General features: G+C 43.8%; 16 protein-coding genes and 1 other RNA gene. 11 read left to right on the forward strand and 6 right to left on the reverse strand.

The window, feature by feature from the left end; translation table 11 throughout:
- Positions 1-87 precede the first annotated feature (87 nt).
- A complete protein-coding gene (gene rlmH, locus FTV08_RS02935; RefSeq protein WP_004646335.1) occupies positions 88-570 on the reverse strand; it encodes a 23S rRNA (pseudouridine(1915)-N(3))-methyltransferase RlmH in 483 nt (160 codons plus the stop codon).
- Positions 571-737: 167 nt separating this feature from the next.
- Here rlmH and FTV08_RS02940 point away from each other — a divergent pair, with 167 nt between their 5' ends.
- A complete protein-coding gene (locus tag FTV08_RS02940; protein WP_180086609.1) occupies positions 738-1,670 on the forward strand; it encodes a M28 family peptidase in 933 nt (310 codons plus the stop codon).
- Between the two features lie 72 nt (positions 1,671-1,742).
- Here FTV08_RS02940 and lon read toward each other — a convergent pair whose 3' ends face one another.
- On the reverse strand, positions 1,743-4,169 hold the full coding sequence (gene lon / locus FTV08_RS02945; RefSeq protein WP_044111574.1) for an endopeptidase La: 2,427 nt from the start codon (positions 4,167-4,169) through the stop codon (positions 1,743-1,745).
- Between the two features lie 147 nt (positions 4,170-4,316).
- Positions 4,317-4,898, reverse strand: a complete 582-nt coding sequence (locus FTV08_RS02950) for a 5-formyltetrahydrofolate cyclo-ligase (RefSeq protein WP_180086611.1) — start codon at positions 4,896-4,898, stop codon at positions 4,317-4,319.
- A 431-nt stretch (positions 4,899-5,329) separates the two neighbouring features.
- Between FTV08_RS02950 and FTV08_RS02955 the strand changes: the two genes are divergently transcribed.
- The 7 genes from FTV08_RS02955 (at position 5,330) to FTV08_RS02985 (ending at position 13,571) form a co-directional block, all read left to right on the forward strand.
- Entirely contained in the window at positions 5,330-5,812 is a 483-nt protein-coding gene (locus tag FTV08_RS02955; protein ID WP_180086745.1) for a VOC family protein, read from the forward strand.
- Positions 5,813-6,013: 201 nt separating this feature from the next.
- Entirely contained in the window at positions 6,014-6,604 is a 591-nt protein-coding gene (locus tag FTV08_RS02960; RefSeq protein ID WP_180086613.1) for a hypothetical protein, read from the forward strand.
- 358 nt (positions 6,605-6,962) lie between these two features.
- Positions 6,963-7,190, forward strand: coding sequence for a hypothetical protein (locus tag FTV08_RS02965; RefSeq protein WP_129716794.1), 228 nt, complete (start codon positions 6,963-6,965; stop codon positions 7,188-7,190).
- An 89-nt stretch (positions 7,191-7,279) separates the two neighbouring features.
- The gene (uca, locus tag FTV08_RS02970) at positions 7,280-10,879 is read left to right on the forward strand and encodes an urea carboxylase (RefSeq protein ID WP_180086614.1); all 3,600 of its coding nucleotides are present in this window, start codon (positions 7,280-7,282) and stop codon (positions 10,877-10,879) included.
- 12 nt (positions 10,880-10,891) lie between these two features.
- Positions 10,892-11,599: a GntR family transcriptional regulator gene (locus FTV08_RS02975; protein ID WP_180086617.1), complete on the forward strand. Its 708-nt coding sequence runs from the start codon at positions 10,892-10,894 to the stop codon at positions 11,597-11,599.
- Between the two features lie 215 nt (positions 11,600-11,814).
- Positions 11,815-13,101: a sorbosone dehydrogenase family protein gene (locus tag FTV08_RS02980; protein WP_257221152.1), complete on the forward strand. Its 1,287-nt coding sequence runs from the start codon at positions 11,815-11,817 to the stop codon at positions 13,099-13,101.
- 308 nt (positions 13,102-13,409) lie between these two features.
- Entirely contained in the window at positions 13,410-13,571 is a 162-nt protein-coding gene (locus FTV08_RS02985; protein WP_005267030.1) for a YqaE/Pmp3 family membrane protein, read from the forward strand.
- 208 nt (positions 13,572-13,779) lie between these two features.
- Here the strand turns inward: FTV08_RS02985 and ssrS are convergent.
- The 3 genes from ssrS to FTV08_RS03000 form a co-directional block, all read right to left on the reverse strand.
- Positions 13,780-13,963, reverse strand: a non-coding RNA gene (gene ssrS, locus FTV08_RS02990) — 6S RNA.
- Positions 13,964-14,060: 97 nt separating this feature from the next.
- Positions 14,061-14,348 (reverse strand): cell division protein ZapA, encoded by a 288-nt coding sequence (locus FTV08_RS02995; RefSeq protein ID WP_004279505.1) that lies wholly within the window; start codon positions 14,346-14,348, stop codon positions 14,061-14,063.
- Positions 14,345-14,902 (reverse strand): hypothetical protein, encoded by a 558-nt coding sequence (locus FTV08_RS03000; RefSeq protein WP_004279506.1) that lies wholly within the window; start codon positions 14,900-14,902, stop codon positions 14,345-14,347. The genes FTV08_RS02995 and FTV08_RS03000 overlap by 4 nt, the downstream gene beginning before the upstream one ends.
- A 64-nt stretch (positions 14,903-14,966) precedes the next feature.
- On the opposite strand from FTV08_RS03000, the gene FTV08_RS03005 reads away from it, so the two are divergent.
- From FTV08_RS03005 to FTV08_RS03015, 3 genes are all read left to right on the forward strand, one after another.
- Positions 14,967-15,599, forward strand: a complete 633-nt coding sequence (locus FTV08_RS03005) for a UPF0149 family protein (protein WP_180086622.1) — start codon at positions 14,967-14,969, stop codon at positions 15,597-15,599.
- A 128-nt stretch (positions 15,600-15,727) separates the two neighbouring features.
- Complete coding sequence (gene pepP, locus FTV08_RS03010) at positions 15,728-17,062, forward strand: Xaa-Pro aminopeptidase (protein ID WP_114541611.1); 1,335 nt, start codon at positions 15,728-15,730, stop codon at positions 17,060-17,062.
- A gap of 292 nt (positions 17,063-17,354) precedes the next feature.
- Positions 17,355-17,594, forward strand: coding sequence for a DUF378 domain-containing protein (locus tag FTV08_RS03015; RefSeq protein WP_004279510.1), 240 nt, complete (start codon positions 17,355-17,357; stop codon positions 17,592-17,594).
- The last annotated feature ends 271 nt before the right edge of the window (positions 17,595-17,865 follow it).

Genomic DNA, 17,865 nt, shown 5'->3' on the forward strand with positions numbered 1-17,865 from the left:
GCCTCAATAATGCATGAAAAATAGAAATAAGAGCAGGAGATATTATTCAACAAAACGTTGCATATAAAGAACGCTTCAGCAAAATCATTAGCCTGCCCGATGATAAGGATGGTTGTTATTGATGCTCATGGCACGATAAAGCTGCTCGATCAGCATGACACGTACCAGTGGATGCGGCAGGGTTAACTTGGAAAGTGACCAGTGCCATGCAGCAGCTTTACGCACGGCTTCTGAGTGACCATCCGGCCCGCCAATCGCAAGTGCTACATCATTGCCTTCCAGCATCCAGCCTTTCATGGTTTCAGCCAGTTTTTCGGTACTGAATTCACGTCCGCCCACTTCAAGCGCAATCAGGGTTTCATTCTGCTTGAGCGCATTTAAAATACTGTCGCCCTCAATATTACGGTATTTCAGAATATCCGCTTCAGAATCATTTTTCCCGCGCTTGGCCATCGGCAGTTCAATAATCTGGGTCTGTACAAAAGGCTGAATACGTTTGAAATAATCTTCAAAACCAGTCAGCACCCACGCTGGCATTTTTTGACCAATGGTCAGGATACGGATTTTCATACAGACAGATCAATAATTGGATACCTCATTATAACGATCAAACAACATGAAGTTGAGCAGGGAAACAAATTGAAATTGAAATGAGAGATTTAGTGTTGCTTTAATGTCCGTAGTTCAAGTATCCGCTTGATAAAGGAATGGAATAATAATAAATGCGGAACAGTGTCATGATAAAAGGATGTTGTACTGTGCTGCTGTTACTGATAGGCCTCATGGGGCCTAGTCTCTGTGCAGCCAATTCGAGCAAAAATGCTCAGGTCTCTCATCTGGAATTATTTTTTAGCCAGATCATGAGTGTTGATGAATACCGAAATTATAAAAATCTGAAAGAGCTGAATCGGGTATCTGCCTGGATTAAAGGGCAGATGCAGCGCTTTGGCATCCCATGCCAGTTTCAGGTCTATGTGGTCAATAACCTGAGTTACCGAAATGTCATCTGTAATTTGGATACTCAAGCAAAGACCAAAATGGTGATGGGAGCGCATTATGATGTCTTTAGTACCCAAAAAGGTGCCGATAATAATGCCTCAGGGGTAGCGGGTTTACTGGAAACGGCAAGACTACTCGCTTTACAAAAATCCAAGCTCAAACATAATGTCGAATTTGCTTTCTATACGCTTGAAGAGCCGCCTTTTTTCAAGACAGAACATATGGGTAGTTATATGCATGCCAAATCTTTAAAAAAGCAGAAGCAGAAAATTAAGGGCGTGGTGATTCTGGATTCGATTGGCTATTTTGATGAACATCAGGTGCAGAGCTATCCCGTCGGATTAAAATGGATTTATCCACGACATGGTAATTTCATTGCAACGATCGGGCATTTAGCATCGACTGGCCTGACTGGAGATTATTGTGCTGCTATGCAGCGTTTTAACCGTCTGGAGTGTCAGCGTTTTGTCAGCCCAAGTTTTGCTCAGGATATGAATTTTTCTGGTTATCTGAATTATGCCAAATTCAACTATTCGACCATGCTGATTACCGATACTGCGAGTTATCGTAATCCTTATTACAATACCGAATTGGATACTTTAGACAAGCTTGATCTGAACAAGATGACTCATGTGGTGGATGGGCTGGTTGATATGGCACTACAGCCATAACTCAATTGCTTTATTTAATAACTCAATAAAAAACCCTGCCGAAGCAGGGTTTTTTATACGAAGCATCAGGTCTTAATGACGCGCTGCTTTCGCTTCTTCTTTGGTTTTCACAATCGGTGCTTTAACCAGAGCTTTTGGCAAAGAAGTCAATGCCAGCGGTAAAATCTCATCAATCGATTTTACTGCTTTAATCTCTAGACCTTCTTTGACATTTTCTGGAATTTCCGCCAGGTCACGTACGTTTTCCTGTGGAATGAACACCAACTTGATGCCACCACGATGGGCTGCAAGCAGTTTTTCTTTCAAACCACCGATACGCAATGCACGGCCGCCCAGACTGGTTTCACCTGTCATCGCGATATCCGGACGAATCGGGATACCCGTGAAAGCAGATACCAATGCTGTAGTCAAAGCCAAACCTGCCGATGGACCATCTTTCGGTGTTGCGCCTTCAGGTAAATGCACATGCACGTCGGTTTCTTCAAAGCGCGAGGCTTCGATGCCGAGTTCATCCGCACGGGTACGCACTACAGTCATCGCAGCGGTAATCGATTCTTTCATGACATCGCCAAGAGAACCGGTGGTAATGAACTTGCCTTTACCTGGGACTGCTGCAACTTCAATGGTCAGTAATTCACCGCCGACAGAAGTCCAAGCCAGACCATTTACACGGCCAATTTGCGCTTCTTCTTCCGCCATACCGTAGTCAAATTTATGTGGACCCAAGTAATCTGGAAGATTTCCTGCGGTCACTTCAACCTGAAGGTTTTTGGCTTTCTTGCTAACCGCTTCTTTTACCACTTTACGTGCAATTTTTGACACTTCACGTTCAAGGTTACGAACACCGGCTTCACGAGTATAACGGCGCACGATGTCACGAATCGCCTCTTCATGCACGGTCAATTCTTTGGCACGTAGACCATTGTTCTTGATTGCTTTAGGAACAAGGTAACGATCCGCAATATTTACTTTCTCTTCTTCGGTATAACCCGGAAGACGAATCACTTCCATACGGTCCAGCAGCGCCTCAGGAATGTTCATACTGTTTGCGGTACAGATAAACATCACTTCAGACAGGTCCAGATCCAGATCCAAGTAATGATCACTGAACTTGTTGTTCTGTGATGGATCAAGTACCTCAAGCATCGCAGAAGCCGGATCGCCACGGTAGTCTTGCGCCATCTTGTCGATTTCATCGAGCAAGAATAACGGGTTTTTTACGCCCACTTTAGTCAATGACTGCACAATTTTACCTGGCATCGCACCGATATAGGTACGACGGTGACCGCGAATTTCCGCTTCATCACGTACGCCGCCCAGCGCCATACGCACGAACTCACGACCAGTTGCTTTAGCAATTGATTCACCGAGTGAAGTTTTACCGACACCTGGAGGACCAACCAGACACAGAATCGGGCCACGCAATTTTTTCACGCGTGACTGAACTGCCAGATATTCCACAATGCGATCTTTGACATCGTCCAGACCATAGTGGTCTGCATCCAGAATTTCCTGTGCTTTGTTCAGGTTAATGCTGACTTTGCTGGCTTTATTCCACGGTGTATCTAGAATCACTTCCAGATAGTTGCGTACCACAGCAGCTTCACTCGAAGCAGGCTGCATCGCTTTCAGCTTGCGGAACTCGTTTTCAGCTTTCTTGCGTACATGCTCAGGCAAATCTGCTTCAGCAAGACGTTTTTCGATTTCAGCGACATCATCTTCCGCGCCGCCGTTCATATCAGAAAGCTCGCGCTGAATGACTTTCATTTTTTCATTCAGGAAGTATTCGCGCTGGTTCTTTTCCATCTGACGTTTAACAGAGTCATGCAGGGTTTGCTCAATCTGTTGTTCTTCAGACTGTTGCAATAGATAAGTCATCAACTCAGTCAAATGCGCTTCGAATTCGTCATGTTCCAGGAATTTCTGTTTGACATCAATATTCAATGGAACACGGGTTGCGACGAAGAACAATAACTGTAATAGATCTTCAATTTTGTTGGCTGCGGTGATCAGTTCACGCGCATTACGAAGTTTCGCTTCTGCATATTGAGCGAAAAGCGCACGTAATTCCTGCAAGCGCACAGCTTGGGTATCTGCATCGACGCTCACCGTCATTGGGCTGAGTTCATGCTCTGCTGTCAGATACTCAGTTTCGTCAATGATGGTTTTCAGTTTGGCACGATGCAGGCCTTCAATCAGGACTTTAATACAGTTTTCATCATTTTCGTGATTCACAACTTGCACAATCTTCGCGACAGTACCGTATTGATATAAATTGTCGTGATCAATTTCTTCTGTAAGCGAATCTTTTTGCGCAACTACAAATACTAGATTGTCACTGTTACGAGCCACATCAACTGCATTGATCGATTTTTCACGACCGACAAACAGCGCAATTTGCATATGCGGATAAACCACCACATCACGCAGCGCCAAAAGGGGTAGTACACTTGGAACCTGAGGCTCTAAGGTTTCTTGATTCATAATAATTTCAGACATGAGCACTCCTAATGAGTGACAACGGTGTTGCCATGCTTTTAATAGTGATGGGTAATTTTAAAAATACAAGGGCAGTTAAGATTAAATTGTATGAAAAATGACTAATTATGTGATTTTAAAGTAGTTAGCAAGGGTAAAATTACAAAATTATCGTTTGAACTTTATAAAAACTGTCGGGGTGATTAAAGCATCAAGGGGCTGATCCCATGTTTCACGTTTTAACGGCTGTGCCAGCAGTTGAAAGTCATGTGCCAGCCCCAGACGAAATGGACGCCCGGGCGCAGAAGCCAAGGTTCGATCATAAAAACCGCCGCCCATCCCAATCCGGGTGCCTGAAGTGTCACAGGCCAGCAGTGGCATGAGCAATAGATCCAGTTTGGAAACATGCACACCACGAGTGCTCATGGGCTCGCGCATACCCAGCCGATGATGAGCAAAGCGCTTGTTATGATATTGATGCTGACTGATTCGAATCCAGACCAGCTGCTGATTCATGTCGCAAATCGCTGGGAGATACACCTGTTTGCCCAGTTTAAAACAGCGTTCAATAATCGCCTGGGTCTGAATCTCCCCAAAAGCATGCAAATACAGGCCAATATGTTGGGCGTGAATAAATTCTGGACTGCGGATCAGGCGGTTTAGAACTTTTTGTGCGGATTGCCTTTGCTCAAATTTAGAGAGATGACGACGCGTTTTACGAAGGTATCTTCTTAATTCCTGAATGGTCATAGGGCAAAAAGCATATGCAACAAATTTGTGCTCTAGTCTAAGTGGGAATTCTGGAAAAGTAAAAAATAATTGTAAGCTGCAATTTTATATTATTCCGTATCTGCTGATTTAAATTTAGCTAATTTGTCACCAGTTTCAAAGTTAAAAAACAGTTGCATCACTGGTTGTTAAAATGTGTTGAAACGGTCAATTTATTTTTTTTGATTCACGATTTTCCAAGCAATCAATTGTTCAGTGACAAACTCTGGAAATGCATGAGTTTAAGCACTTTGAAACAGCTTTCGATCAATAAAAATACAATTCTAAAGTAGGTTTATTCTGTTTTTGGTGAAAGATAGACAAGGGATCATATAACTATTCTCGACCGATATATGGGACACATTGGACTTAGGCAGAACGCGTAAGACCTAAATCAATGGAGATTGAAGATGATGAATATTGCGAAGAATACCGTCTGCCTTTGGTACGATGACGATGCCGAAGGTGCAGCACGATTTTATGCAGAAACCTTTCCAGGCTCCTCAGTTGGCGCGATCAACCTTGCCCCTGGAGATTATCCCTCTGGGAAAGAAGGTGATGTCATTACGGTCGAATTTACAGTAATGGGCGTTGCCTGCATCGGGTTGAACGGTGGTCCTGGTTTTCAGCATAATGAAGCATTTTCATTTCAGGTGGCGACTGAAGACCAAGAAGAAACAGACCGATACTGGAATGCCATTGTTGGCAATGGCGGTCAGGAAAGCGAGTGTGGATGGTGTAAAGACAAGTGGGGTATTTCCTGGCAGATTACGCCAATGGTCCTCATCAACGCCTGTAACAGTCCTGACCGTGCTGCGGCCAAGCGCGCATTTAATGCGATGATGACCATGAAGAAAATTGACATCTCCGTGATCGAAGCAGCATTTCGTGGTTAAGCGCCAAAGATATTGTCTTTCATTGCAGTTGATATTGCTGTGTAGCGCAATTTCACTGCAATAGTTAAATCTTCTCCTTTCTTTTGATCAACTCAAATTATCCCTCAACTCTATAAGGATACGTTACAAAAATTACAGATTAATCCAACTTGATCTGAACCTAAATCCAATTTCTTCATGATGATTCAAGGAGAATGTGCCATGAATTTTCCTCAATTACTGCTTATGGCGGGATGGGTCGCGCTGTCTGCACCTGCCGCTTTAGCCGTTGAACCGCCCATGTCGGGCAAAGCCAGCTCAGGCGCAGCTTCATCTGCTGCCGATAAGAAAGCCATTGCAAGTGCCATGACTGCTGCACCTAAGAAAGTAGCCGCTGCAGCCACGATTGTCGCTGTCGGTGCAGATGGCAAAATACGTACCTTGCGCAAGGGCAATAATGGTTTTACCTGTATGCCTGATAATCTGACCACTCCAGGTCCAGACCCAATGTGTATGGATCAGGCCGCTCTAGAATGGGCAGAAGCCTGGATGGGGAATAAACAGCCCACAGTTGGAAAAGTAGGCTTCATGTATATGCTGGCAGGTGGTACGGATGCCAGTAATGTCGATCCCTATGCCAAGAAGCCTACTGCGGGCAATCATTTGGTCAAAACGGGTCCCCATGTCATGATCGTTGGTGCTGAAGCTCGTTTCTATGATATGTATCCTAAACATACGCAACCGGATACCGCTGTGCCTTATGTCATGTGGTCTGGGACGCCTTATCAGCACTTAATGATTCCTGTGAAGTAATGAATTACCGCAATGACAAATGCACGCTGATTCAACCTTTCAATTCAGGTATTTAATACACTCAATTTTTATGACTGTCCTAAGCTATAAATAGAATAGTTTACTTAGAAGCTCATCGAAAGATGGGCTTTTATATGAGCATTGCAAAAGCTGAAATGATGCAGATCATGCAATATGAGTTCCAGAATAATTTTTGCACTGAATTGAAAACAGGCTGAACCAAAAACAACCATTCAATGAAATTCTCCCTAATTTATACATCTTAAATTTTATTAAAACATTGAAAATAAAGTAAAAATTAAACTGGCATAAGTTCTGCATAACTGTATTCAAACTTGGATACAAGATTGGATACAGAATGCTTCATCAGAAAATGATCGGCTGGACAGTCCCAGCATGCCGCGATGCCGATCAGCAAAAAATGCTTCCACTTAATAACTTGGCTCAATTCATTGCCCGACTTGAGGGGAATGAACCTGCCTGGATTTCGGTTAGGACTGCTGCATATCTTATTCAAACAAAAATTGATGTATTCAAAAAACTGTATTTCGGACTGTATGTATCAGAGGCTGCCAGAGATCAGTGACGGCGGTAGGCTTATATGCAGCAGCTTAATCAAAAAAAATAGATCAATTCGGCAGATTCAGAAAATAGATAAAATAACAGAGGATTCATATGTTTAAGACTGTATTGATTGCAAACCGCGGCGAAATTGCTGTTCGCGCCATTCGCACATTAAAAAAAATGGGTGTAACCAGTGTCGCCGTTTATTCAGAAACAGATCGTTATGCACAGCATGTGATTGATGCAGATATTGCAGTGTCCTTAGAAGGGACCAAACCTGGCGATACCTATTTGAGTATCGAAAAATTGATTGCTGCAGCCAAAAATACCGGGGCCGAAGCAATTTTCCCAGGTTATGGTTTTCTGTCAGAAAGTGCTGACTTTGCCCGTGCCTGCGAAGAAAATAATATTGCCTTTATGGGGCCAACAGCTCAACAGATTCTGGAGTTTGGTTTAAAACATCGTGCCCGTGAACTTGCTGCAGCTGCCAATGTACCCATGACTCCTGGTACAGGTCTGCTAAATAGTCTGGATGAAGCCTTAACTGAAGCTGAAAAAATTGGCTATCCGGTTATGCTTAAAAGCACAGCAGGCGGTGGCGGAATTGGCTTGACCCGTTGTGATGATGCAGACGCACTTCGGGAGGCTTATGAAAGTGTAAAACGTCTGGGCGAACAGTTCTTTAAAGATGCCGGAGTATTTTTAGAGTGCTTTATCGATCGGGCCCGTCATGTCGAAGTTCAGATTTTTGGAGATGGACAGGGACAGGTCGCGGCTTTGGGGGAACGCGACTGTTCACTACAGCGCCGTAATCAGAAAGTCGTAGAAGAAACGCCGGCTGCCCATTTACCTGAAGCGACGCGGCAAAAACTGCATCAGGCGGCAGTTGAGTTAGGGCAATCGGTGAAATATCGCAGTGCCGGTACGGTTGAGTTTATTTACGATGCAGCACGTGACGAGTTTTATTTCCTTGAAGTGAATACCCGTTTGCAGGTGGAGCATCCGGTGACTGAAATGGTGACCGGTTTAGACCTGATTGAATGCATGTTGAAAGTTGCAGCAGGTGATACTCTGGATTGGAAGCATCTAAGCAGTATTCAGCCTCAAGGTGCAGCGATTGAAGTACGCATCTATGCCGAAGATCCAGTGAAAAATTTCCAGCCGAGTCCAGGGATTTTGACCGATGTCTTTTTTCCGGAAAATGTCCGGGTTGATACCTGGGTGAGTACCGGAACTGAAATTTCCCAATACTTTGACCCGATGATTGCCAAGATTATTGTGCATGCTGAAGATCGTGATACTGCCATTCATACGCTTAAATCAGCTTTAGCTGAAACTCGCCTGAATGGTATTAGTACCAATCTGGATTATGTGCATACTGTTATTTCAGATCCACGTTTTGAACAGATGCAGATCTGGACACGCATGCTGGATGATTTCAAATATGTGCCGAATGTGATTGAGGTGATTCAGCCGGGTACACAAAGTTCGATTCAGGATTATCCGGGTCGTGTCGGGTATTGGGATATTGGTGTACCGCCTTCAGGCCCAATGGATGATTATGCCTTCCGGCTGGCCAATAAAATTGTTGGGAATGTCGAGGCCGCCGCCGGGTTTGAATTTACCCTGCAAGGTCCAATCCTCAAATTTCATGCAGAAAATATCATTGCTTTAACTGGCGCACCTTGTCCGGTAAGTCTGGATGATGAAGCAGTAAATTTCTGGCAGCCTATTCAGGTAAAAGCAGGCCAAACCCTAAAAATTGGACAGGTTGAATCTGGATGCCGGACCTACCTGGCTGTACGAAATGGTCTGAATGTGCCGGAATATCTGGGTAGCCGTTCTACCTTTGCTTTAGGTAATTTTGGTGGACATGCAGGCCGAGTGTTACGGGCTGGTGACATGATTAAGATGGTGAATCCTGAGCTGCCGGCCGATGGTCTACCTTTAGCGATTGCAGAACCTGAAGCTTTGGCAACAGCTCTGATTCCAAGTTATGGCAAGGAATGGAAAATTGGTGTGCTCTATGGCCCGCATGGCGCTCCTGATTTCTTTAAAGCTGAATATATTGAGGAGTTTTTTGCATCAAGCTGGAAAGTGCATTTTAACTCGAACCGGTTGGGTATCCGTTTAACCGGACCGACGCCAAGCTGGGCGCGTGAAAATGGCGGTGAAGCGGGTCTGCATCCATCCAATGTACATGACTGTGAATATGCCATTGGTGCAATCAACTTTACCGGTGATTTCCCCGTAATTCTTGCCAAAGATGGTCCGAGCCTGGGCGGTTTCGTTTGTCCGGTGACCATTGCCAAAGCTGAACTCTGGAAAATTGGTCAACTAAAAGCCGATGACACGATTAGCTTCTATCCAATCTCGGTAGAACAGGCCAATGCGCTGGAGCGGCAGCAAATTCAAACCCTCCAAAACTTTGCCAAGGCAGAGATGACCCATGAGGCTGAAATCGTGGCAGTTCAGGCAGAAAGTATCCTGGCATTGCGTGAAGCTACGCCAGATGCACCAAAAGCTGTATATCGTCAGGCAGGTGACAGTTATATCTTGCTGGAATATGGTGACAACGTACTGGATTTGGCCCTGCGCCTGCGCGTACACCGATTAATGCAACTGATCCGTAAAGCTGATCTTGAGGGTATCCTGGAATTGTCACCTGGTGTGCGATCCTTGCAGATTAAATATGATGGTCTGCAATGTAGCCAGCAGCAACTGATTCACTTCCTGCTTGGTCTTGAAGAACAGATGGGCGATCTGCGTGACATTAAAATTCCTTCAAGAATTATCCATTTGCCTATGGCCTTTGAGGACTCAGCGACTCTGGGTGCGGTTGAGCGTTATCAGGAAAGTGTCTGTGCCAAGGCCCCATGGCTACCGAATAATGTCGATTTTATTCAGCGAATTAATGGTCTAAACACTCGTCAGCAAGTTAAAGACATTATTTTTGATGCCAATTATCTGGTTTTGGGGCTAGGAGATGTGTATCTGACCGCACCTTGTGCAGTGCCCATTGATCCGCGCCACCGTTTGCTCAGCTCGAAATATAACCCCGCGCGTACCTTTACTGCTGAAGGTACAGTCGGGATTGGTGGCATGTATATGTGCATTTACGGCATGGACTCACCGGGTGGCTATCAACTGATTGGCCGCACCGTGCCGATCTGGAACAAGTTTAAAAAGAACAAGCAGTTTGGCGATCAGCAATGGTTCTTACGCTTCTTCGACCAGATCAAATATTACGAAGTCACTGAGGCCGAACTGGATCAGTTCCGTGCTGATTTCGCCCATGGTCGGGCAGAAATTAAAATTGAGGAATGTAAGTTTGACTTTGCAGCATATCAGGATTTCCTTGCTGCAGAACAGGACAGTATTGCTGCTTTTAAAGCACAGCAGCAAGCTGCTTTTAGTGCGGAGGTGGAACGCTGGAAAGACGATTTTGATGCACCTGTAGAAATAGAAGTGCTGCAGGATGATACCGATTATAGCCAGTATGTCCCTCTCAACGCCTCTATGACTGGCAATATCTGGAAGATTTTTGTAGAAGCGGGGCAGATTGTGAAAAAAGGCGACACGGTGGCCATCATTGAAGCCATGAAAATGGAATTGCCGGTCTATGCTGACGATGATGGTATTGTTAAAGCGATTATCTGCCGTTCAGGTCAGACCGTGCATAGCGGTGAGCCACTGGTCTATATGGAGTAATGGATTCCACTTATGACACTTGTCCGCAATTCAGCCACTAAAGCGACAGGAAAAAGCTCAGACAATCTGTCTGAGCTGGTTTTCCAGAAAATTAAAAATGATATTTTTGATTTTAAGCTGATGCCGGGAGAGCGGTTTACCGAATCAGAGATTGCTGAAAGCTATGCCGTAAGCCGTACCCCCATTCGGCAAGCCTTATATCGTCTGCAGCAGGAAGGCTATGTGGATGTTCAGTTTAGAAGTGGCTGGCAAGTTCGACCACTAAACTTTAAAGCTTATGAAGAACTGTATGATCTGCGGATTTTGCTTGAGTGTTATGCAGTCGAACAACTGTGTCAGATGCCCAAAGACCAGTTGCAGGTTGCCTTGGCTGTTTTGATTAAAACCTGGTGTATTCAACCAGAACAATATATCTATGACCTCAGGCAGCTATCCGCACAAGATGAAGCATTTCATTGTCATTTGGTATTTGCAGCCGGCAATGCAGAAATGGCAAAAATTCACAGTGAGATCAGCGAAAAAATTCGGATCATACGCCGTCTAGATTTTTCCAAAGATTATCGGGTTACAGCGACCTATGCCGAGCATCAACAAATTTTAAAGGCGCTGCTTGCCCAAGATGCAGTCGCTTGTCTTTCTATATTAGAGGCTCATATTCGACACAGCCGTAATGAGGTAAAAAAAATTACTCTGGAAATGTTGTCCTGCCGTCCTGCGTAAGTTAGTCAGGATAAATTTATTTTTATAGCAAGATAAATATCAGACTTAACTCAAAATTGATAACCAATTCATAACCAGAAAAAACAAGAACCCGCTAGTGGCATCTCAAATTGTTTTTTAAAGTAAGTTGAGGATGATAATAACAAGAGATAAAAATGCTTCATCAGCCTATTCAACTTTTACTTACAGGTGCCAGCTGTGCACTTCTCCTAACCATGACTGGATGTACCATGCCTTCCAAGTCGCCTATCAATGACAGTTATGGTTCCCAGCCACATTTGCCCAAACCAAAATCAAGCTTGCTGCCTACAGTCAATATGGCGCCCGCCAAAGGTTGGCCTGAAGGTAAAATGCCGACACCCGCGACAGGTTTAAAAGTTCAGGCATTTGCCAAAGGGTTGCAGCATCCGCGCTGGCTATATGTATTGCCGAATGGTGATGTGCTGGTGGCCGAAACCGATGCACCACCTAAGCCCGATGACAGCAAAGGGATCAAAGGCAAAATCATGAAAGGGGTAATGCAGCGTGCTGGCTCATCGCATCCCAGTGCCAACCGTATCAGTCTGCTTCGCGATAGCAATGGAGATGGGGTGGCTGAACAAAAAACCGTATTTTTACAGAATCTCAATTCTCCATTTGGCATGGCGCTAGTTGGTAATATGTTGTATGTAGCGAATACTGATGCCTTAATGCGCTTTCCTTATCAGAATGGTGCGACTCAAATTACAGCAACTGGTACCAAGGTACTGGACTTACCGGCAGGTCGTTTAAACCATCACTGGACCAAAAATGTCATTGCCAATCCTGCCGGCAGCAAACTCTATATCACGGTGGGTTCTAACAGCAATGTCGCTGAAAATGGCCTGGATCAAGAGCAAGGCCGGGCACTGATCATGGAATTTGACATCACCAGTGCTCAAGCGCGACCTTTTGCTACCGGACTGCGTAATCCGAATGGCATGGATTGGCAACCCCAGAGCGGTACACTTTGGACAGTGGTGAATGAACGTGATGAGCTCGGCAATGATCTGGTTCCTGATTACCTGACCTCTGTCAAAGAAGGCGCTTTTTATGGCTGGCCCTATAGCTATTATGGCCAACATGTAGATACCCGGGTCAAACCGCAAAATCCTGCCTTAGTTGCGCGAGCAATTCCACCGGATTATGCATTGGGCAATCATACTGCATCATTGGGCTTGGCCTTCTATAAAGCAAATCTGATGCCTCAATATCGAAATGGGGCGCTGATTGGCCAGCATGGTTCATGGAACCGCAAACCGCATAGTGGCTATAAAGTGATTTTTGTTCCCTTTCAAAATGGACAACCGATGGACCCACCTCAAGATGTCTTGACTGGATTTTTAAGCGATCAGGGCGATGCATATGGGCGACCGGTCGGTGTGGCGGTAGATTCTTCAGCTGCCATTTTGGTTGCTGATGATGTCGGTGATGTGATTTGGCGAGTATCACCCTTGAGTACACCAGCTGCAGTAAGTAAATAAAGGTCTAGGGATTTAAGGCTTTATTCAGATCCAGACCTGTTCCATAACAAAATTTGAGGCAAAGGCTTTTCATTCAAACGTCAATATTTTGATTGAAAATATGCAAAGGCTCAGCAAATTTTAAATAATTTTTAAGCTTCATTTAAGCTGGCTGAATTAGGCTTTCTGGATATTTTTAAGCGTGATAATAGCATGTATAGAGATTCTGCTGATCCTATTAAAAATATCTAAATCTAAGTGCCAGTTTTAAGTGCCAATAAAAACTGGATATAAAAGTTAGAACGTTGCAAAAAAAGAGGGTTTTAAGAATGAAATCAATTGTTGCATTTATTTTCCCTTGGTCATTATTTATGACCCTTCATCGACCAGCCGAAGCCACAGTATGCTTAATGCTTCAGATTTCGATTTTAGGCTGGATTCCTGCTGCAATCTGGGCCATGCATACTTTATATCGGGATAAAATAGCCTGAAAATAGGAAAATAAGTTACTGAAAGATTGTTTGATTTTGACGGAAGTAATTAAAGCCCTATCTTTTTTATAGCTAAAGATTTTTTTTCATTCCAGATGATGAATACATCAATAAAATGAATCTAGAGGAATGTTCGAGAGAAATACTACAAAATTAAAATAAGAGGAAATTCAGGAAAAATTATAATTATATTTTGAAAACGAAATTGAAGTACTCCGAAGATGCCGCTGCATGTGTCGTTACCCTGAACCCGATGAGTTCAAGGAGGATGCGACGTATACTTGCTGGGTTTCCCATACGGAGATGGGCATACACTCTAAATATACAGAACACACCCATAAGTGTTAGTATCGGCAGGGGAATAGACCCGCTGGCGAACACCTCAGAGTTAAGTTAATTATAAACAATAATCCCGGTGTGGCAACTCTATGCTGTTCATGAACTGTAAACAGTTCGGTCGAATGTCCGAAGTTTAAACAGAATTCGAGATTATTCAGTCAGTTCTTCAACTTCTTCTAAAATAGTTTGTAACAAACGCTCGCAATGCGCATATTGTTGCAGTGATCTGTTCATATTCAAGACTTCCTGCATCAGCTCAAGTGCTACCATAATAATCAGCTTGCTAGGTTCCATACGTGGTGCTTTACGACGAAATTCATCGTATTTGTCATTCAATAACTGTGCCGCGCGCTCTAATTCTTCCTGCTTGTCAGGAGTAGAGGCCAAACGAAAACTATGCCCCAATACTCTGAGATCGATTGCAATTTGTTCACTCATGATGAGGCTTCCTCAGTCGCTTCAGTCGGATGGGCCAGTTGTTGAATTTCCTGTGCGTGATGATCCTGCGCAGTACCGAGAATCGCCAGACGTTGAATAATCGCTTCAACCTTGGCTTTGGCATTTTCATTTTTCTGGGTTAAACGTTCAGATTCCTGAGTCAGACGCTGAATTTCCTGTTGGGCATGACGCTGTTCAAGGATCATCTTTTCCTTAACCACACGCAGCTCATTGCGTTCAGCCAGAATTTCCTGAAAACGGTTTTTTAGATCGGTACAGCTTTTTTCCAGACGGCCATAACGGTCTGCCAGTGCAGTTGCATCATTATTGAGCAGTTGAAATTGGGCACGAGAATCCGTCAATTGTTCTGTCAGATTTTCATTTTCTTGTTGTTTTTGCGCAATCACGCTGTTCTTTTGTTCAATTTGCTGTTGATGTTGCATCATTGAAGAGTCTTGCTCTTCGCGCAAACTGGAATTTTCACTTTCAAGCCGTGCAAGTCGCGTTTTTAACACGCCGATCTGCACTTGTAGACGCTGTAATTCTTCTAACATATCGAGGTCGCACAGTGTTGCAAACAAAGGTAATATATAAGCAGTATAAAGATTGGATAAACGAATGCAAGACGATATTTCAGGTTGGACCGAATGGCACCGCAATTTTTCTTCAATTGAGGAAATTTCTAGCCCTAGCGAACTGCATGGTTTGCTAACAGGCATTGTTTGTGTCACCCAGGCGCCAAGCAGTGAAGAGTGGTTACAGATTTTAGAAACACTGGATGTACCTGAACTGGATGCCGAAGCATTAGAGTTGTTGACGGGCGAAGCTGAAGATGTGTTCCATGCATTGTCTGAAGATGAGCTGGATTATTTACCTTTGCTGCCTGATGATGAGCATGTGCTTTCAGAACGCGTACAGGCTCTGGCGGACTGGTGTGCCGGCGTGGTCTTAGGTTTCGGACTGGCTTCAGGACATATCCGTCAGGATGAAGTTGAACTGATTGAACATTTACAAGATGTAGCCGCAGTTGAATTTGAAGACTCGGACGATGATGCCGAAGGTGAAGAAAGCTATCAGGAATTGTACGAATTTGTGCGTCTGATTCCTGTCAGCCTGTCTTTAGGGCGTAAAAAGGTCGAAGTTGAAGAAACACCACTCTTACAGAAATTTAGTCAAAAAAATCAGCCTAAAGCCGCTGTTACAGACGCGCAAAGTGTGGTCGAGATTTTCTCGCCTAAACGTCCAAGCTGATGAAATGCTGAGGTGAACCATCAGCTGCTTGAAATCAGGCATATATTTTGCTGTTACAGTGAAATCTATAGTCTGATTTCAAGACTATATTCTAAATACAAGTATTGATCGATAAGAAGTAAGGTGTAATGAAGAAATTGACACAGGCAGTTTTTGAGGAACGTCGCGCAATCCTCGCTGGGGAAATTGGTTTACGCAGTATCGCCATTATCACGACCAGTCCGGTAGCTATGCGTAACCGTGATGCAGATTATAAATACCGCGCCGACAGTAGTTTCTTCTATTTAACTGGATTTGCGGAACCTGAAGCTGTGGCTGTGATTGAAACCTTTGACACTGAAGAAGAAGGCTATAGCTACAGTTTGTTCTGTCGTGAACGTAATCGGGAAATGGAAATCTGGAACGGCTACCGCGCGGGTATTGACGGGGCTATTCAGGATTATGATGCAGATGAAGCCTATGCGATTGATCTGCTGGATGAAGAAATCTTAGAAAAGTTACAAAATAAAGATCAGTTATTTTATCGCATTGGACAGCATGCAGAGTTTGATGCGCGTGTCGCCAAATGGATTGCGACTGCAAGTGGTGAAAGCCGTCGTGGGACTTCTGCGCCAGCGCAAGTCATTCAGCTGGATCGTATTGTCGATGAAATGCGTCTGCATAAAGATGCAAATGAAATTGAACTAATGCAGATTGCTTCCGATATTTCTGCTGATGCACATACTCAAGCGATGCTAGCAGTACGTCCGGGTATGATGGAATATGCGCTGGAAGCCGAGCTGAATTATGTCTTTGGCAAAAATGGCGGTGTTCCGGCTTATAACAGTATTGTCGGTGGCGGTGAAAATGCCTGCATCCTGCATTATGTAGAAAATGACAAAGAACTGAAAGATGGCGATTTAGTCCTGATTGATGCTGCAGCTGAATATCAGTTCTATGCTTCAGACATTACCCGTACCTTTCCGGTAAATGGTAAATTCAGTCCGGAACAGAAAGCCTTATATAACGTAGTACTGGATGCTCAAATCGCTGCGATCAATGCCGTGCAAATTGGTAACTCGTATAAAGAACCTCACAATGTTGCAGTGCTTATTTTGGTGCAGGGTTTGCTCGATCTTGGCTTGATGCAGGGTAATATCGACGAGATTATAGAAAAAGAAGCTTTTCGTCAGTTCTACATGCACGGTACGGGGCATTGGCTCGGTATGGATGTGCATGATGTCGGTGCTTATAAGGTTGATGGTGAATGGCGCTCGTATGAAGAGGGCATGGTCGTGACCGTTGAGCCGGGTCTCTACATCGCGCCTGATGATGAAACAGTGGATGCCAAATGGCGTGGAATTGGCATCCGAATTGAAGATGATGTGGTAGCCACTGCAAATGGCCCGCTGGTTTTAACTGCGAAAGTTGTCAAAACGGTAGAAGAGATTGAAGCATTGATGGCGAAAGCGCGCGCTGCCTAATCCAAGAAAAATACAGAAAGCCGGTCGCGAGATCGGCTTTTTTTATGACATTTCTATGCCGTTTTAAACAAGAATTCCTAGCTATATCGAATCGATCAAAAAGTGATTTAGCTTACGTTTATCTCGAACAAGTCAAATAAAACTAACCTAAGTAAAATTTACAGCTTAAAAAGTGACAGGAAGTCAACACAGAAAATCTGTTTTTAGCATCAAAGCTACATATTAAATGGGCTGAGATTCTCATACTTTCTCTGATCCTTAAATAAACTTAAATAACAGCAGGAGAACACTTATGAGATTAAATACGATTGACTGGATTGCTTATGCTTTAACAATCATTGGTGGCATTAATTGGGGTTTAATTGGTGCATTCGATTTTAATTTGGTCGCTGCAATCTTTGGTGATATGAGCGCCTTATCTCGAATTGTTTATGTATTGGTTGGTTTGTCGGCATTGTACCTGATTTATACAGGAACGAAGTTGGGTAAAACAGTACACCACACAGATCATCATACCAATATTGTGCGTTAAGCTAATCTTCTTGGGCGAGTTTCTTGCAAGATAGGATTCATGTCTTCGAGTAACTTGCCGAGAGGATAGAAATAGTGTGGAAGATGAAGAAACCTCGGTATATTTCCGGGGTTTTTTATATAGGTGTTTATAGGTTATTAATAGAATCATCCTCAGATCTACAACAACACTTAGCTAAAGATTAATGATTACTATCATACAAATAAGATTAGATTGTACATGGTTGGATAAATTTTTTTTAAAATATCTGTTAGCTAAAAAATCGAGTTAT

It is taken from the genome of Acinetobacter sp. YH12226, from assembly GCF_013417805.1.
GTDB lineage: Bacteria > Pseudomonadota > Gammaproteobacteria > Pseudomonadales > Moraxellaceae > Acinetobacter.

What these genes read in the sequence shown, in the direction of transcription:
- rlmH (WP_004646335.1), bottom strand. Translation starts at nt 570, where the DNA reads ATGAAAATCCGTATCCTGACCATTGGTCAAAAAATGCCAGCGTGGGTG.
- FTV08_RS02940 (WP_180086609.1), top strand. Translation starts at nt 738, where the DNA reads ATGATAAAAGGATGTTGTACTGTGCTGCTGTTACTGATAGGCCTCATG.
- lon (WP_044111574.1), bottom strand. Translation starts at nt 4,169, where the DNA reads ATGTCTGAAATTATTATGAATCAAGAAACCTTAGAGCCTCAGGTTCCA.
- FTV08_RS02950 (WP_180086611.1), bottom strand. Translation starts at nt 4,898, where the DNA reads ATGACCATTCAGGAATTAAGAAGATACCTTCGTAAAACGCGTCGTCAT.
- FTV08_RS02955 (WP_180086745.1), top strand. Translation starts at nt 5,330, where the DNA reads ATGAATATTGCGAAGAATACCGTCTGCCTTTGGTACGATGACGATGCC.
- FTV08_RS02960 (WP_180086613.1), top strand. Translation starts at nt 6,014, where the DNA reads ATGAATTTTCCTCAATTACTGCTTATGGCGGGATGGGTCGCGCTGTCT.
- FTV08_RS02965 (WP_129716794.1), top strand. Translation starts at nt 6,963, where the DNA reads ATGCTTCATCAGAAAATGATCGGCTGGACAGTCCCAGCATGCCGCGAT.
- uca (WP_180086614.1), top strand. Translation starts at nt 7,280, where the DNA reads ATGTTTAAGACTGTATTGATTGCAAACCGCGGCGAAATTGCTGTTCGC.
- FTV08_RS02975 (WP_180086617.1), top strand. Translation starts at nt 10,892, where the DNA reads ATGACACTTGTCCGCAATTCAGCCACTAAAGCGACAGGAAAAAGCTCA.
- FTV08_RS02980 (WP_257221152.1), top strand. Translation starts at nt 11,815, where the DNA reads ATGACTGGATGTACCATGCCTTCCAAGTCGCCTATCAATGACAGTTAT.
- FTV08_RS02985 (WP_005267030.1), top strand. Translation starts at nt 13,410, where the DNA reads ATGAAATCAATTGTTGCATTTATTTTCCCTTGGTCATTATTTATGACC.
- FTV08_RS02995 (WP_004279505.1), bottom strand. Translation starts at nt 14,348, where the DNA reads ATGAGTGAACAAATTGCAATCGATCTCAGAGTATTGGGGCATAGTTTT.
- FTV08_RS03000 (WP_004279506.1), bottom strand. Translation starts at nt 14,902, where the DNA reads ATGTTAGAAGAATTACAGCGTCTACAAGTGCAGATCGGCGTGTTAAAA.
- FTV08_RS03005 (WP_180086622.1), top strand. Translation starts at nt 14,967, where the DNA reads ATGCAAGACGATATTTCAGGTTGGACCGAATGGCACCGCAATTTTTCT.
- pepP (WP_114541611.1), top strand. Translation starts at nt 15,728, where the DNA reads ATGAAGAAATTGACACAGGCAGTTTTTGAGGAACGTCGCGCAATCCTC.
- FTV08_RS03015 (WP_004279510.1), top strand. Translation starts at nt 17,355, where the DNA reads ATGAGATTAAATACGATTGACTGGATTGCTTATGCTTTAACAATCATT.